At 66.2% G+C, this 14800-nt stretch carries 13 protein-coding genes; 4 read left to right on the top strand and 9 right to left on the bottom strand.

The window, feature by feature from the left end; all coding sequences use genetic code 11:
• The first annotated feature begins 169 nt into the window (after window positions 1–169).
• Entirely contained in the window at window positions 170–1597 is a 1428-nt protein-coding gene (locus Y704_RS19985; protein ID WP_081747504.1) for a DUF349 domain-containing protein, read from the top strand.
• 104 nt (window positions 1598–1701) lie between these two features.
• A complete protein-coding gene (locus tag Y704_RS19980) occupies window positions 1702–2388 on the top strand; it encodes a hypothetical protein (protein ID WP_051476848.1) in 687 nt (228 codons plus the stop codon).
• Here Y704_RS19980 and Y704_RS0108805 read toward each other — a convergent pair.
• From Y704_RS0108805 to pdxT, 9 genes are all read right to left on the bottom strand, one after another.
• Window positions 2385–4796 (bottom strand): RelA/SpoT family protein, encoded by a 2412-nt coding sequence (locus Y704_RS0108805; protein ID WP_081747501.1) that lies wholly within the window; start codon window positions 4794–4796, stop codon window positions 2385–2387. The genes Y704_RS19980 and Y704_RS0108805 overlap by 4 nt on opposite strands.
• 72 nt (window positions 4797–4868) lie before the next feature.
• Window positions 4869–5930 carry a protein translocase subunit SecF gene (gene secF, locus Y704_RS19975; RefSeq protein WP_051476847.1) on the bottom strand — a complete coding sequence of 354 codons (1062 nt, stop codon included), beginning with the start codon at window positions 5928–5930 and terminating at the stop codon, window positions 4869–4871.
• Window positions 5927–7663, bottom strand: coding sequence for a protein translocase subunit SecD (secD, locus tag Y704_RS0108795; RefSeq protein WP_026549855.1), 1737 nt, complete (start codon window positions 7661–7663; stop codon window positions 5927–5929). Before secD ends, secF begins: the two co-directional genes overlap by 4 nt.
• Before the next feature lie 84 nt (window positions 7664–7747).
• Entirely contained in the window at window positions 7748–8344 is a 597-nt protein-coding gene (gene yajC, locus Y704_RS19970) for a preprotein translocase subunit YajC (RefSeq protein WP_051476846.1), read from the bottom strand.
• A gap of 103 nt (window positions 8345–8447) precedes the next feature.
• Window positions 8448–9548, bottom strand: a complete 1101-nt coding sequence (gene ruvB, locus Y704_RS0108785) for a Holliday junction branch migration DNA helicase RuvB (protein ID WP_026549854.1) — start codon at window positions 9546–9548, stop codon at window positions 8448–8450.
• Window positions 9548–10171 (bottom strand): Holliday junction branch migration protein RuvA, encoded by a 624-nt coding sequence (gene ruvA, locus Y704_RS0108780; RefSeq protein WP_026549853.1) that lies wholly within the window; start codon window positions 10169–10171, stop codon window positions 9548–9550. Before ruvA ends, ruvB begins: the two co-directional genes overlap by 1 nt.
• A 194-nt stretch (window positions 10172–10365) precedes the next feature.
• Complete coding sequence (ruvC, locus tag Y704_RS0108775; protein ID WP_026549852.1) at window positions 10366–10944, bottom strand: crossover junction endodeoxyribonuclease RuvC; 579 nt, start codon at window positions 10942–10944, stop codon at window positions 10366–10368.
• 30 nt (window positions 10945–10974) lie between these two features.
• Complete coding sequence (locus Y704_RS0108770; protein ID WP_026549851.1) at window positions 10975–11733, bottom strand: YebC/PmpR family DNA-binding transcriptional regulator; 759 nt, start codon at window positions 11731–11733, stop codon at window positions 10975–10977.
• Between the two features lie 2 nt (window positions 11734–11735).
• Entirely contained in the window at window positions 11736–12506 is a 771-nt protein-coding gene (gene pdxT / locus Y704_RS0108765; RefSeq protein WP_026549850.1) for a pyridoxal 5'-phosphate synthase glutaminase subunit PdxT, read from the bottom strand.
• A gap of 108 nt (window positions 12507–12614) precedes the next feature.
• On the opposite strand from pdxT, the gene Y704_RS0108760 reads away from it, so the two are divergent.
• Both Y704_RS0108760 and Y704_RS0108755 read left to right on the top strand, forming a co-directional pair.
• On the top strand, window positions 12615–13931 hold the full coding sequence (locus tag Y704_RS0108760) for a Mur ligase family protein (RefSeq protein WP_026549849.1): 1317 nt from the start codon (window positions 12615–12617) through the stop codon (window positions 13929–13931).
• Window positions 13931–14671: a type 1 glutamine amidotransferase gene (locus tag Y704_RS0108755; RefSeq protein WP_035772103.1), complete on the top strand. Its 741-nt coding sequence runs from the start codon at window positions 13931–13933 to the stop codon at window positions 14669–14671. Before Y704_RS0108760 ends, Y704_RS0108755 begins: the two co-directional genes overlap by 1 nt.
• The last annotated feature ends 129 nt before the right edge of the window (window positions 14672–14800 follow it).

The raw sequence follows: 14800 nt of genomic DNA, 5'->3' as shown, positions 1-14800 counted from the left end.
TGAACCAGCAGCCGGGGCACCGGGCGAGGAACCCGCCGTCGCACCAGCTGACGCACCCGCCGTCGCACCAGCTGACGCACCAGCCGAGGCACCGGGCGAGGAACCCGCCGTCGCACCGGCCGTGCCTACGGATTCTGGTGCGGCGCTTCCTCCGACTGACCCCGCTGCGATGCCCGCTCCGCCGGTCGATCATCCTGCGCCGACGGCCCCCACTGACGGTGCCGGATCGGCTGCGCCCGCTCCCCTGCCCGCCTCGCCCCGCGCCCCGCTTCCCACAGCTATGGGCCCGCGTCCGCCCAGGAAGTCGAAGCGGCCGCTCGCCGCACCGCCGGCGCACAGTACGCCTCTTGAGGAGGCAGCCAGGTTTGCCCGCGTCGAGGATGACGGCCACGTATACCTCCTGATCAACGACGAGGAACACCCCGTCGGGCAGTACCCCGACGCCACACGCGATGAGGCCCTCGCCTACTTCGTCCGCAAGTACGATGACGTCGCGAGCCAGGTGATCCTGCTGGAGCAGCGTGTGCAGGCCAAAGCACCGTCGTCGGACATGCAGAAGACGGCGAAGCACCTCCGCGCGCAGGTCGGGGAACGGAAGATGGTCGGCGATGTAGTGGCACTGGTGGCCCGCATCGACGCAGTGATGGATGCCATCACCGAGCTCGAGAAGATTGAACGCGCCGCGCAGGACGAGGTCAAGGCAAAGGAACTCGCCGCGCGGGAAGCCCTGGTCGCAGAGGCGGAGGAGCTGGCCGGCCGGGATCCGGGTACGGTGCAGTGGAAAGTCAGCAGCACCCGGATGAATGAACTGTTCGAGCTGTGGAAGGCCGCGCAGAAGAACGGGCCGCGGCTCGGCCGCGGCACCGAGGACGCCCTGTGGAAAAGGTTCCGCTCGGCACGCACAGTTTTCGACCGTCACCGCCGCGCTTATTTCTCCCAGCTGGACAGCGACAACGCCGAGGCCAAGCAGGCGAAGGAAGCGCTGATCAGCAAGGCCGAGCAGCTTTCCACCTCCACCGACTGGGGCCACACCGCTGCTGAATACCGCCACCTCATGGACGAGTGGAAGGCATCGAAGCGCGCCAGCCGGAAGGACGACGACGCCCTCTGGGCCCGCTTCCGCGCTGCCCAGGACCGCTTCTTCGATGCCCGCAAGGCAGCCAATGAAGCAGTGGACGAGGAGTACGGGTCGAACCTCACGGTGAAGGACGCGCTCCTGAAGGAGGCCCGGCAGCTTGTGCCGATCAAGGACGTCGCCGCGGCAAAGAAGGCCCTGCAGTCCATCCGTGACCGCTGGGAAGAGGCCGGGAAGGTCCCCCGGGCCGACATGGGCCGGGTCGAGGCCGGCCTGCGGCAGGTCGAAGATGCGGTGAAGTCCGCTGACGACGCTCACTGGAACAAGACCAATCCCGAGACCCAGGCCCGCACCAACAGCGCGCTGAGCCAACTCGAGGCGACGATCGCCACGCTGCAGGAAGACCTCGCAGCAGCCGAACAGGCCGGCGACACGAAGCGTATTTCAGCAGCGAAGGAAGCACTTGCCGCACGCGAGCAATGGCTCACGATGCTGCAGCGCTCGGCGCGGGACTTCTCCTAGGAACGTCGTTCGAGCCGCTGCGTGGCCGACGCCTCCTCCCCCGGTTGTCCACATGCCGGGGGTGGAGGCTTCTCCTTTTCCCCGGTATTGACGATGCTGGAGCAATGCCCCCACTGGACAGCCTCGCATCCGGCTCGCCGCCCACGCTCACACTGCCGGCCGGGACATCGGGGGCCGCTGCAATCACCTCCACCGGCGGGGCGCTCTTCCACGCGGGCGAGCTTTTCAGCTCCGAGGAACTGCAGGCGATGAGGCTGGACGGACTCGTGCGCCGGATCTACGGAGGCTCCTACCTGAGGGCCGACTACACCGAGGATGCAGCAGTGCGCGCCCAGTGTGCATCCCGTTCCGTACCAAGGGGCCTGCGCAGCAGGGTGGCACTCGGCCGGCAGTGTGCCGCATGGATCTACGGCTGCGCACCCCCGCCCCACCTGCTGAGCCTGGTCACCGACCATCGCCGCCGGACCACCTCGCTGCCCCTCTTCAGTGCCGCCGTGCTGCACCAGGCGTCGCTGGGCCCCTTCGACATCAACCTGATCGCCGGTATTCCTGTCACCACGCCCCTGCGTACCGCCCTCGACATCGCCATTCACGGGGAGGACGGCAGTGCGGTGGAGATACTTCGCGAAATTGCCTCCAGCGGCACCCTCGATTGCCGGCTGCGCCTCGTCGAGGCGGCCCTCACCACGACGAGGCGGGTGCCGGGAAGGACTAAGGCGCTTGCCCGCCTCCGGCAGGCACAGGCCCCGCCGACGGAAGGACAGGAACCGCCGGACGCCCGCCCTGCCTAGAGCCTGCGCTGCGCCCCAGTGGTCCGGTAGACATCGAACACGCCGTCGATCCGCCGGACCGCCCCGAGGATATGGCTCAGATACTTCGGATCACCCATTTCGAAGGCGAACCGTGACATCGCCACCCGGTCGGAGGAGGTGTTGACACTCGCCGCGAGGATGTTCACGTGATTCTCCGACAGCACGCGTGTGACGTCGGACAACAAGCTCTTCCGGTCGAGTGCTTCCACCTGGATCTCGACCAGGAAGACGCTCGACTGCGTGGGCGCCCACTCCACCGGCACGATGCGGTCGGGCTGGTCACGCAGGTCCGCGACGTTCCGGCAGTCGGAGCGGTGCACCGACACTCCTGAGCCGCGCGTCACGAATCCGACGATCGGGTCAGGCGGAACGGGCGTACAGCAGCGTGCCAGCTTGACCCACACGTCTCCCACCCCCCGGACCGTCACGCCGGAGTCGGTGAACTTCGGCCGGCGTGGCTGGGTTGCCACCGCCGTCTCGGCGATGTTCTCCTCCGCGCCCTGGTGCCCGCCCATCAGGGCGACCAAGTGCTCGATCACGTTCTGCGGAGAGGTATGTCCATCCCCGACAGCGGCGTACAGGGCGGCGATGTCCTGATGCCTGAGATCCTGCGCCACCGTGGTGAGCGCGGTGTGGGTCATCATGCGCTGGAGCGGAAGGTTCTGCTTCCGCATGGCGCGGGTCAGCAGGTCCTTACCCTTGTCGATCGCTTCCTCGCGGCGTTCCTTGGTGAACCACTGGCGGATCTTGTTGCGTGCCCGCGGGCTCTTGACGAACCCCTGCCAATCCTGGCTCGGCCCCGCACCCTCGGCCTTGGAGGTGAAGATTTCCACCCAGTCGCCGTGGGTCAGTTCGCTGTTGAGCGGTACGAGTTTTCCGTTGACGCGTGCCCCGATGGTGCGGTGCCCCACCTCGGTATGGACGGCGTAGGCGAAGTCCACGGGGGTCGACCCGGCGGGCAGGGCCATGACTTCGCCCTTGGGGGTGAAGACGAACACCTCGCGGGCGTTGATCTCGAAGCGCAGCGAGTCGAGGAACTCATCAGGATCGGAGGTCTCCTGCTGCCAGTCGACAAGGCTTCGCAGCCATCCCATGTCGCCGTTGTCCGGCGCCTCGATCGCCTTTCCGCCATCGTTCTTGTACTTCCAGTGGGCTGCGACGCCGTACTCGGCGCGGCGGTGCATGTCATACGTGCGGATCTGGATCTCGACCGGCTTGCCGCCCGGGCCGATCACCGTGGTGTGGAGCGACTGGTACATGTTGAACTTCGGCATGGCGATGTAGTCCTTGAACCTGCCGGGCAGCGGATTCCATCGCGAATGCAGCGAACCAAGGGTTGCGTAGCAGTCCCGCACGCTGTCCACCAGGACACGCACACCCATCAGGTCATGGATGTCGTCGAAGTCCTTGCCCCTCACGATCATCTTCTGATAGATGGAGTAGTAGTGCTTGGGACGCCCGGTGACCGTGGCTTTGATCTTGACGGCGCGCAGGTCCTCCTCGACCTGGTTGCGGACCAGGCTCAGATGCTTCTCCCGCTCAGGAGTCCGGTCGCCGACCATCCGGACGATCTCCTCATACACCTTCGGGTGCAGCGCGGCGAAGGACAGGTCCTCCAGTTCCCACTTGATGGTGTTCATCCCGAGCCGGTGCGCCAGGGGCGCGAAGATCTCGAGGGTTTCGCGCGCTTTCTTCGCCGACGAGGCCGCGGAGACGAAGCGCCAGGTCCGGGCGTTGTGAAGCCGGTCGGCGAGCTTGATGACCAGGACGCGGATGTCCTTGGCCATCGCGACCACCATCTTGCGGACGGTTTCGGCCTGCGCGGCGTCCCCGAAGGAGACCTTGTCGAGCTTCGTGACGCCGTCCACGAGCATCGCGACCTCGGCACCGAAGTCCCGGCGCAGCTCATCGAGGGTGTAGTTGGTGTCTTCCACGGTGTCGTGCAGCAGAGCGGCTGCCAGCGTGGTGCCGGTCATGCCGAGTTCGGCGAGGATGGTGGCCACAGCGACGGGGTGCGTGATGTACGGATCGCCGCTCTTGCGCTTCTGCCCCTCGTGGCTGCGCTCGGCGACCAGATAGGCACGCTGGATCAGGTCGAGGTCCTCTTTGGGATTGTTCGCGCGGACCGTGCGCAGCAACGGCTCGAGCACGGGTGAGTACCCCGACGACCCCCGTCCGGCCAGCCTGGCGATCCGCGCGCGGGTACGACCGCGGCGTCCTGGCGCTACCTGGTCGGAGCCTGCCGCCGGTATGCCCGACTCACCATCGGCCGATGCTGTACCGGCGCCGGATACGGACTGCTCGACGACGATAGCCGCAGCCGGCGCGACCGACGGCCCCGTGGGACCGTTTCCGGGCCGTTCGGCGGAATTCACCGCTTCAGCCATGCACAGCCCCTCTTCTCAGCGAGTCCGATCCCCCGAGCCTCAAGGGATGCCCACGGTGTGGACCTCTCCAGTTTAGCCGCGTGAAGGAGCACCCAGCGCCGTCGAGCCGTGCGCGGTCACGGCAGTCGCTGCCGCACTGCCGGCCGTCGCTTCCTGCAGACGACGGTTCCGCACCTTCTTTTCCTGTTTCTTCATCTCCGGCTCGTTGAGCCGCAGGAACGCGTACATGGGAGCCGCGATGAAGATGGTGCCGAGAGTTCCCAGGATGATGCCGATGAACAGCGCGAGCGAAAGATCCTGCAGCGTGCCTGCGCCGAGGATGAAAGCGCCGATGAAGAGGATCGAGGCGACCGGGAGCACCGCAACTACCGAGGTGTTGATCGAGCGCACGAGGGTCTGATTGACCGCGAGGTTCACCTGTTCGGCGAAGGTCCTCTTCGTGGAGAGATCCACGTCCTCGGTGTTCTCGCGGATCTTGTCGAAGACCACCACGGTGTCGTACAGGGCATAGCTGAGGATGGTGAGGAAGCCGATGATCGCCGACGGCGTCACTTCGAAGTCGCTCAGGGAGTACAGGCCGGCAGTGACGATCATGACCACCACCAGGGCTGTCATTGCCGCCACGGACATTTTCCAGGTGCGGAAATAGACGGTCATGAGGACCGCGGCCAGCAGGATGAAGACCACGAGGCCGATCAGCGCCTGCCTGCTCACATCCTCGCCCCAGGTCGGTCCGACAAAGCTGGAGGTGACCTGGTCCTGACCGACGCCGTAGGCGGACACAAGATTGTCCCGGACGCTGAGCGTCTGGTCATCGGAGAGCTGCTCGGTCTGGATGCGCATCGTTTCGGGAGCGATGTTCGTCACGCGGGGAACGGCATCCGGCACGACGTCGATAACCGCCTGCTCACCGACGCTCACCTCGGTGTTTTCTGTTGCTGACACGGTGAACTCGGAGCCGCCGCGGAAATCGATCCCCAGGTTGAATCCGCCATTGACCACCGGAATGATGATCGACACGAGGACGGCGATGCCTGCGATGAGGAACCAGAGGTTCCGCTTGGCGACGAACGGGTAGGACCGCTTGCCCGAGTGGAGTTCGTTGCCGAACCGGGAGAAACTGGTGCCCCTCATTTGTTTTCCTCGTTCTCTGGGGTGCGGCCACGGCCGGCCATGGCGTTCTGCTGCTCGGCGATCCGGCGTTCGGCGATGGTCAGGCGGCGTCCCGCTTCTCCGGCGGCCGCCTTGTTCCTCGCACGCGAAGGAACCGGCGGGGTCTCTGCCGGACGCCGGATGCGACCCGCTCCCCGGTAGAGCGGTGTGACACCGAGTCGCTTGGGGTCGAGGCCCGACCAGCGGTGCCCCTCACCGAAGAACTTGGTCTTGGCGAGCAGGCGAAGTAACGGGTGGGTGAACAGGAAGACCACGATGAGGTCGGCGATCGCCGTCAGGCCCAAGGTGAAGGCGAAGCCGCGGACGTTCCCGACCGCCACGAAATACAGCACGAGCGCGGCGAGGAGGTTCACCGCTTTCGAAGCGAGCACGGTCCGCTTGGCTCTGCGCCAGCCGTTCTCCACGGCGGAGATCATGCCGCGGCCGTCCCGGAGCTCGTCACGGATACGTTCGAAGTACACGATGAACGAATCGGCGGTCTGCCCGATTGCCACGATCAGGCCGGCGACGCCGGCGAGTGACAGGCGATAATTCTCCGTCCACCCGAGGATGCAGATCGCCAGGTAGGTCAGGACCCCGGCGACTACCAGCGACGCGATGGTGACCAGGCCAAGGAGGCGGTACTGGAACATCGAGTACACCGCGACGAGGGCGAGCCCGATCAGGCCGGCGATCAACCCCAGCCGCAGCTGATCGGCACCGAGGGTCGCTGAAATCTGCTGCTCGCTCTGGATCTCGAAACTGATGGGAAGGGCGCCGTATTTCAGCTGCTCGGCAAGGGCGGCGGCGGATTCCTCGGTGAAGTTTCCGCTGATCGAGGGGTTTCCGTCGGGGATCACGGCGTTGGTGGTCGGCGCCGAGACGATGCGACCGTCGAGGAGGATGGCGAACTGGTTCCGTGGGTCGCCCTGGCCGATCGCGAACAGCCGTTCCGTCACTTCACGGAACGTCGTGGTGCCCTCGTCGTTGAAATCGATGTTGACGGCCCACGTGTTGAGGGTTTGTCCCTGACTGCCGGTCTGCAGACCGTAGGATGCGGAATCGATGTCGGTGCCCGGCACCTCGACGGGCCCAAGGATGTATTTGCCCTGGGAGTCGGGTTCACACGCGACCATGGGCTGGTCCGCCGGAGCCGGTTCTTCAGCCGGTTCGAGGACTGCGGGGTCGAGGCAATTGGTTGCTTCGAACTCCTGGAAGATCTCCGGAGTGATCCAGTTGGGATCACTTGCATCGACAGGCTCTGCGGTGGGAGCCGGAAGCTGATCCTCGGGAGTGGGAGTCTCGGCGGCGGGAGCCTGGCCGGGACCGCCGAAAAGCACCGGACGGAACTCCATCTGCGCCGATGCCTGGATCAGGTCGCGTGTCTCGGCGTCGGGCGTGCCGGGGAGGGAAACGATGACGTTCTGCCCAGATTGGGTGTTGATTTCCGCTTCGGCCACACCGCTGCCGTCGACGCGCTGGCGGATGATCTCCACAGCCTGATCCAGCTGTTCGGCGGTGATGTCCGCTCCGCCCTGGACCCGCGGCGCGAGGATCATCTGGGTGCCGCCCTCGAGGTCGAGTGCCAGGCGGGGAGACCAGCTGGCGTTGCTCCAGTAGGATCCCGCTCCCAGCAGGGTCGCGAGGAGTGCAAGGAGTACGCCCAGCCAAACAAGGGTTCGTTTGGCTGCCGTGCCGGGGGCGGTGCGTGGCATGGTGGATCGTCTTTCTAAGAATCGGCGGGAGGTAAGCGCCGGACCGAACGGGACCCGGGCTAACGCCGAGAACCTGCAGCGATGCTATTTGTCGTTGTTCCGTGTGTTTTCGCGGTCGATACGATCGGAGATCTGTTCAGGGGTTTCCGCCGTTGCCGCGGCGCCGCTGGTGGGCTCGGCCTCGGGGTGGAATTCGCCCTCGTGGCGCGGTTCAGCTTCACTGTGTGTTTCGGCGTCGCGGTGCATTTCAGCGTTGCGGTGCGGCTCAGCAACGAGCGATGAGGCGTCGTCGGGGACCGTGGTCGAACCGGCTGCAGTCGCTCCGGCGGCAGTCGATCCGGCGGCAGCATTTTCCTCGGCGACCGGTTCCTGCTGGGTGACCACCTTGCTCAGGGCCTGGGTGTGCACTGTCGCAGTATTTCCGGGAGACAACTCCAGGACGGCCTTGTTGTTCTCCTGGTCGATCGAGAGAATCGTGCCGTACAGGCCGAACTGCGTCATGACCTCGGTGCCCGGCTCCATCTGCGTCCGCATCTCCTTCACCTGCTTCTGGGTCTTCCGCTGGCGACGGAACATCGTGAAGATGAGGAAAGCCAGGGCGAGCGGGAGCAGCAGACCGAAAATGTCGAAGGGCTGTTCAGCGGTCGCGTCGCCTGTTTGGGCTACTACATTTGCAAGCACGAAGAGAATTCCAATCCTGTAACCGGGGCAGCTGAGGCAAAGGTCCTGAAGACCGTCTCGCTGCGTTTCATCCCAGTGTAAAGGGAAGGCTTCCCGTTCCCGGTCAGGACTCAGGCATCGACCAGTCATCCACCGGCAGATCCTCCTGCTCAACCGAGAACAGGTCCTCCGGCATGGCCGCGGCGACTGTCGGGGGCATGACCCAGCCAAGGTGCTTCCACGCCGCCGCCGTCGCAATCCTGCCACGCGGGGTGCGGCCCAGCATGCCCTCCCGGACCAGGTACGGTTCCGCCACAGTTTCCACCGTTTCCGGTTCCTCGCCCACGGCGATGGCGAGCGTCGACAGGCCCACCGGGCCGCCGCCGAACTTGGTGATCAGTGCCGTGAGCACCGCCCGGTCGAGCCGGTCGAGGCCCTTCGCATCCACCTCATACATATCGAGTGCGGAACCTGCGCACCGTGCGTCGACCAGGTCGACGCCGTGCACCAGCGCCCAGTCGCGCACGCGGCGTAGCAGCCGGTTGGCAATCCTGGGGGTGCCACGCGACCGGCTGGCGATCTCGGCGAAGGCTGCGGAATTGACCCTCATGTCCATCAGCATGGCGGAGCGCCGAAGCACCAGCTCGAGTTCCTCGGTCGAGTAGAACTCGAGGTGCCCGGTGAATCCGAAGCGATCGCGCAGCGGCCCGGGCAACAGTCCTGCACGCGTGGTGGCGCCGACGAGTGTGAAAGGCGGCAAGTCCAGGGGTATGGCAGTTGCTCCGGGGCCCTTGCCCACCACGATGTCCACCCGGAAGTCCTCCATGGCCATGTACAGCATCTCCTCGGCGGGCCGGGACATGCGGTGGATTTCGTCGAGGAACAGCACCTCGCCCTCAGTGAGTGAGGAGAGGATCGCCGCGAGGTCACCCGCATGCTGGATCGCAGGGCCCGAGCTGATGCGCAGCGGCGCGTTCATTTCGGCGGCGATGATCAGGGCGAGAGTGGTCTTGCCGAGTCCGGGCGGACCCGAGAGCAGAACGTGGTCGGCGCTGCGCCCCCTCATGCGTGAGGCCTCCAGCACGAGGGACAATTGCCTGCGCACGCGCTGCTGTCCGACGAAGTCGTCGAGGTTCTTCGGGCGAAGGGCGGCCTCGACGGCGCGGTCCTCGGGATCCGACCCTGGCGCCACCAGCGGCGCCTCGTCGGGCTGCTGCGAAGCCATCAGCCCACCCTCGCGCGAGTGGAGCTGCGTCCGCCATCCTGGCCGAGACGCCGGAGTGTGAGCTTGAGGATCTGCCCGACGTCGCCCGTCGCGGCTATCTCCGGCGCCTCGGCGGTGGCGGCGTCAATCGCCGCGCCGGCGTCCTTCTCCGACCAGCCCAGGCCCATCATGGCCGTGAGGACCTGTCCCTGCCAGGTCTGCTTCGGCGCCCCCGGTGCGTCAAGCGGAACGAGCTTGCCGGCAAGCTCCAGCACGATGCGCCGCGCACCCTTGGGCCCGATTCCGGGAACCTTGCTGAAGGCCTTGTCATCGCCCGCAGTCGCGGCAACGCGCACAGCTTCGGGCGTGTGCACGGCGAGGACGGCCAGGGCAAGCCGTGGACCGACGCCGCTGATGGCGAGCAGGGTCTCAAAGACCTCCCGCTGCTCGGCGCTCTCGAAACCGAACAGCGTCATGGAGTCCTCGCGCACGATCATGGCGGTGAACACGTTGGCCTGCTCGCCCGTCCGGAGCGAGGCGAGCGTCTGCGGGGTGGCCTGAACCAGCATGCCGAACCCGTTGACATCGAGGACCGCCGAGTGCAGACCCACGTGGGTGACGGTTCCGCGGAGGAAACTGATCATTCAAGAAGCTCCAAGACAGTGGTGGGGAAAGCCCGTCCGGAGCAGAGTCCGAACATAGTTTCTATTATGCTACGCCACCGGCCGTGCCGGCCCATGGATAATGCTGCAGATAACGCTGCGGCCTTCGCTGAGGATGTCAATGGAGTGCGCCCTGCAGGTTCCGCGCCTGTTCCAACCACCGCGCCGCGCCTGTTTCACCTGCCGCGCCGCGCCTTCGCTTCAGCTTCGGCCCACAGCCGCTGCGCCGGCGTCGCGCTTCCCGCGCCTACTGCGGCGCCCGCCGCAGCCAGGCCCACGCCCCTCCGCCATGCATGCGTGATGGCCAGCGCCAGTGCGTCGGCCGCATCCGCGGGCCGGGGCGGCGTGTCGAGGCGGAGGATCTTGGTGACCATCTTGGTCACTGCAGCCTTGTCCGACTGCCCGTTCCCTGTCACCGCCGCCTTCACCTCGGTGGGCGTGTGCAGTGCCACCGGAATTCCGTGCCGTGCGGCGGCAACGATGATGACGCCGGACGCCTGCGCCGTACCCATTACCGTGCTGACGTTGAGCTGGCTGAACACGCGTTCGACGGCCAGCACCTGCGGCTGGTGGAGGTCGAGCCACGCGTCCACTGCCTCCGAGATCACGAGGAGCCGCTGGTCAAGGCTGCGGCCTGCCTCGGTGCCCACTACTCCCACGGCGACGAGCGTCGAGCGCCGGTTCGGTTCGACGTCGACCACGGCCAGTCCGCAGCGAGTCAGGCCCGGGTCCACGCCCATGACGCGGAGGGTCACCGGTGCCCCACCGGGCTGCCGGAGGGTTTGCTAATCGTCGTTCTCAAGCTCGGCCAGCACCTGCTCGGGCAGGTCGGCGTTCGAGTACACGTTCTGCACATCGTCGAGTTCCTCCAGCGCATCGACGAGCCGAAGGAACTTCCGTGCGCCGTCGGCATCGAGCTCGACGTGCATCGACGGGACGAACTCGGCTTCGTCGGTCTCGTACTCGATGCCGTTCTCCTCAAGTGCCGCCACCACGGCGCGGAGATCCTGTGGCTCGGAGACGATCTCGAACGTGTCGCTCGACTCCTTCACCTCGTCGGCGCCGGCGTCCAGGACCGCCATCAGCACCTCGTCCTCGCTCAGGGCGTTCTTCGGGAGCGTGACCACGCCCTTGCGGGTGAAGAGGTAGGCCACCGAGCCGGGATCGGCAACGCTGCCGCCGTTGCGGGTGATGCCGAGGCGCACCTCCGAGGCCGCACGGTTCTTGTTGTCGGTCAGGCATTCGATGAGCAGGGCCGACCCCTGGGGGCCGCGCGCCTCGTACATGATGGTCTGGTAATCGACGGTTTCCCCGAGGAGGCCGGCGCCGCGCTTGACCGCGCGGTTGATGTTGTCGATGGGCACCGAGGTCTTCTTGGCCTTCGAGACGGCAAGCTCGAGTCCGGGGTTACCCGCCATGTCGGCACCCCCGGCCTTGGCCGCCACCTCGATGTTCTTGATCAGTTTTGCGAAGGACTTGGCGCGCTTGGCGTCGATCGCAGCCTTCTTGTGCTTGGTTGTTGCCCATTTAGAGTGGCCCGACATGCTTACGCTTCTCCTCTGATCATCCGAATAAACAGTTCGTGGACCCGCTGCTCCCCCGTGACTTCGGGGTGGAAACTCGTCGCCAGCAGATTCCCCGAACGCACTGCGACAATCCTAGCGACCGGCGCTGCTTCCGGTGCTGCGGCTGACTCCGCACCCGCCCCGCCGCCGGGGCCGTCGTCGTGCCTCGCCCCCCGGCTATTGCGGCTCCCGGGACCGGGCTGTGGAGTGTCTGCCGCCGGAACCTCCGCCAGGACCCGGACCGACTCCCCCACCCGTTCCACCCACGGCGCGCGGATGAAGGCGGCGTGCACGGGGTCCTCCTTCCCCGCACCCCCCGCCGGCAGAAGCCCCTCGAACCGCAGCTCCGTCTCGAAGGATTCACGCTGCCGGCCGAAAGCGTTGCGCCGCACCACCATGTCCAGCCCGCCGAGGGTCTGCTGGGGGTTGCCGTCGAGGTCCAGGGACGGGTCGGCAATGCTGCTGGAGAGCATGATCATGCCGGCGCAGGAACCGTACACGGGGAATCCGTTGCCGATCAGGTCCCGAAGAGGCTGTGCCAGCTGGAAGGTCCGAGTGAGCTTGTCCATGGTGGTGGATTCACCGCCGGGGATGATCAGGCCGTCAACGCCGTCGAGTTCGGTTGCGCGGCGCACGGGAACCGCTTCGCCGCCGAGCGCTTCGACAGTCCGGACATGCTCACGCACATCGCCCTGCAGTGCAAGAACCCCGATACGCACGCGCTGCTTACTGCCGGAACCAGAGAACGTCATCCTGCAATCCTATCCAGCGCCGGGTTCCGGGAGTGCCGCCCGGGTGGACACTGGACACTGCGCCCCGCCTGCAATGCCGTCGGGAGCGACTGCGCTAGCGTTAACACCATGAATCCCTTGAGCGTGCTGGTCGGAAAAGCGGTGCGCCGCGCCTCGAAATTGCGGGGAGGCGGTTCGGCGCTACCGGGGCTGGTGGTGGAACGCCTCGATCCCGGCTTCATGGGCCGCGCGCTGACCGGATTGAAGCACGGCGTGGTGGTGGTCAGCGGAACCAACGGCAAGACGACAACCACGAAAATGGTGGTCGAGCTCCTCGAGGGCCAGGGGCTGAAGGTGTTCACCAACCGGACCGGCAGCAACTTCACGCGGGGGGTGGCCGCCGCCCTGCTCGGCGAGGTCGATTGGCGAGGACGCCTGGACGCGGACATCGCCGTCCTCGAGCTCGACGAGGCGCATGCCGTGCACTTCGTCCGCCTCGTTCCGCCCCGCTATTCGCTCCTGCTCAACGTGCTGCGCGACCAGCTGGACCGTTTCGGCGAAATCGATGCCACCACCCGCCTCCTTGAAACCATTGCCGCGGCGACCACCGGTGCTGTCATCCTCAACCGCGAGGACCCGCGCGTGGCCGGTATCGCCGCCTCCATTCCAACGGCCGACGTCGTGTACTTCGGGCTCGATGCCTCACTGCGCAGCACGTTCCCCAATGACGATGAACTGCGGGGAGCTGCAGGGATTGCGCCCGCTTCTGCGCTGCGGGCCGACGTCGTACTCGATCAGGTGGACGGCAACTCCGCCGTCTTCCTCCTCAGCGGCTCCACTGCCGACCCCACTGCCGACGCCGCTGCTGGTGCCGCTTTTGAATCCGTGCACGTGGACCTGCGGCTGCGGGGTGTCTACAACATCTTCAATGCCGCCGCAGCGCTCGCCACGGCCCGCGCCGTCCTCGGGGCAGCTGTGGCCAAGGATGCGCTGATCGCGTCCCTTGCGGCCGTGGAACCCGCGTTCGGCAGGGGCGAGAGCCTAGTGGTCGATGGACGCGCCCTCGAGCTGGTCCTCGTGAAGAACCCCAGCGGGTTCCGGCTCGGCCTGAAATCATTCGACCCTTCCGGATGTGCCACGATGATCGCCATCAACGACAATTACGCCGACGGCCGCGACATGTCCTGGCTCTGGGACGTGGACTTCGACTCCCTGGGCCTCGACGGCGTGGACGTGGTGAGCGGAGTGCGGGCGTATGACATGGCACTGCGGCTCAAGTACGACGACGTCCCCGTCCGCGCCGTCGAGCCCGACCTTCCGGCCGCGCTCAAGGAGTTCATCAGCGGCAACGCCGATTTGCCCAAACGGATCTTCTGCACCTACACCGCCATGCTCGCCGTCCGGCGTGACCTTTCCAAAATCACGAAGGTCGAGGTGGTCTCCTGATGCCGAATGGTACTGCGATCTCCAAGGGAACCATTCGGGTCCTCCAGCTCTACCCACGCGAAATGAACATCTACGGCGACTGGGGCAACGTGCTGGTGCTCAAACAGCGCCTCACCTGGCACGGCTACACACCCGAGATCCTTGAACACAACGCGGGAGATCCCTTTCCCGACGACATCGACCTCATCATCGGCGGCGGCGGACAGGACAGCGGGCAGCTGGTGATCCAGGAGGACCTCCAGGCACTTGCGCCGACCCTGCGGGCGCTTGCCGAGGACGGCTTCCCCATGCTGCTGATCTGCGGGCTGTACCAGCTGTTCGGCAACTTCTTCCGGACCCACGACGGCGGCGTGATCCCCGGCATCGGGGTTCTCGACCTCGAGACCCGGGGCGGGGAGAAGCGGCTGATCGGCAACGTCGTCGCAACCAGCACGGAGTTCGGTGACATCCACGGCTACGAGAACCACAGCGGACAGACGTTCCTCGGCCCCGGCCTCGCTCCCTTGGCAACGGTCACGAAGGGTGAGGGGAACAATGCCGGCGACCAGCACGAGGGCGCCCGGTACAGGAACATCGTGGCCAGCTACCTCCACGGCTCACTGCTCCCCAAGAACCCGGCGATTGCGGACTTCCTCATCCGCACAGCGGTCGAGCGGAAGTACGGTTCCTTCGAGCCCGGCGTCATTGACGATTCGCTCGCCGAGGCGGCACGCCGGCACGCAGGCGCCCGCCCGCGCTGATGCGGCGGCGTGAATCGACTGCACAGCAAAGACGGCTCCCAGCTCACTTACCCGTTATTTCTGCACACTCGATCCCCGGCCGGACTCAGCTCAACGGCGCCCCGGATCGACTGCACAGCAAAGACGGCT

Origin of the sequence: Arthrobacter sp. Br18 (genome assembly GCF_000520555.1) — a bacterium.
In the GTDB taxonomy this organism is placed as follows: domain Bacteria; phylum Actinomycetota; class Actinomycetes; order Actinomycetales; family Micrococcaceae; genus Arthrobacter_D.
This window is presented reverse-complemented; position numbering and strand designations above follow the sequence as displayed.

Bases quoted from the DNA above. Each gene is read 5' to 3' on its own strand.
- Y704_RS19985 (WP_081747504.1), top strand. From the start codon at position 170: ATGCCCGCTCCGCCGGTCGATCATCCTGCGCCGACGGCCCCCACTGAC.
- Y704_RS19980 (WP_051476848.1), top strand. From the start codon at position 1,702: ATGCCCCCACTGGACAGCCTCGCATCCGGCTCGCCGCCCACGCTCACA.
- Y704_RS0108805 (WP_081747501.1), bottom strand. From the start codon at position 4,796: ATGGCTGAAGCGGTGAATTCCGCCGAACGGCCCGGAAACGGTCCCACG.
- secF (WP_051476847.1), bottom strand. From the start codon at position 5,930: ATGAGGGGCACCAGTTTCTCCCGGTTCGGCAACGAACTCCACTCGGGC.
- secD (WP_026549855.1), bottom strand. From the start codon at position 7,663: ATGCCACGCACCGCCCCCGGCACGGCAGCCAAACGAACCCTTGTTTGG.
- ruvB (WP_026549854.1), bottom strand. From the start codon at position 9,548: ATGGCTTCGCAGCAGCCCGACGAGGCGCCGCTGGTGGCGCCAGGGTCG.
- ruvA (WP_026549853.1), bottom strand. From the start codon at position 10,171: ATGATCAGTTTCCTCCGCGGAACCGTCACCCACGTGGGTCTGCACTCG.
- Y704_RS0108770 (WP_026549851.1), bottom strand. From the start codon at position 11,733: ATGTCGGGCCACTCTAAATGGGCAACAACCAAGCACAAGAAGGCTGCG.
- pdxT (WP_026549850.1), bottom strand. From the start codon at position 12,506: ATGACGTTCTCTGGTTCCGGCAGTAAGCAGCGCGTGCGTATCGGGGTT.
- Y704_RS0108760 (WP_026549849.1), top strand. From the start codon at position 12,615: ATGAATCCCTTGAGCGTGCTGGTCGGAAAAGCGGTGCGCCGCGCCTCG.
- Y704_RS0108755 (WP_035772103.1), top strand. From the start codon at position 13,931: ATGCCGAATGGTACTGCGATCTCCAAGGGAACCATTCGGGTCCTCCAG.